The sequence below is a fragment of the Winogradskyella sp. ABM4_392 genome, assembly GCF_056160445.1.
The window spans coordinates 1-257 of sequence record NZ_JBSWXE010000025.1 but is presented as its reverse complement, the minus strand read 5'-3'; the positions used below and the strand labels follow the sequence as shown (position 1 = coordinate 257).

The 257-nt window shown below is 49.8% G+C and carries 1 protein-coding gene; it reads left to right on the top strand.

Annotated features, from left to right (window positions below; translation table 11 throughout):
• Window positions 1–257 (top strand): DUF7507 domain-containing protein (locus ACXAFS_RS15315; protein ID WP_475308052.1); only part of this gene is annotated, 257 nt, incomplete at both ends.

The window sequence follows — 257 nt, the reverse complement described above, 5'->3', positions numbered from 1 at the left end:
GCCAATGGAAATGCCTTAACCTTATTAACCGGCCCAACGTTCGTCAGTGCGGATGCAGGTAGTTTAGAAGGGGACTTATTAGTAGGCGAGACGGCTACGTATACAGCGACCTATGTTATCGAGCAGGATGCTGTAGATGCCGGAGGCTTTAGCAACAGTGTATTAGCGGATGGAGACAGTCCAGCGGACACGAATGTTGATGATGTTAGTGATGATGGAGATGATGCCGATGGCAACACGGAAGACGATCCGACAGA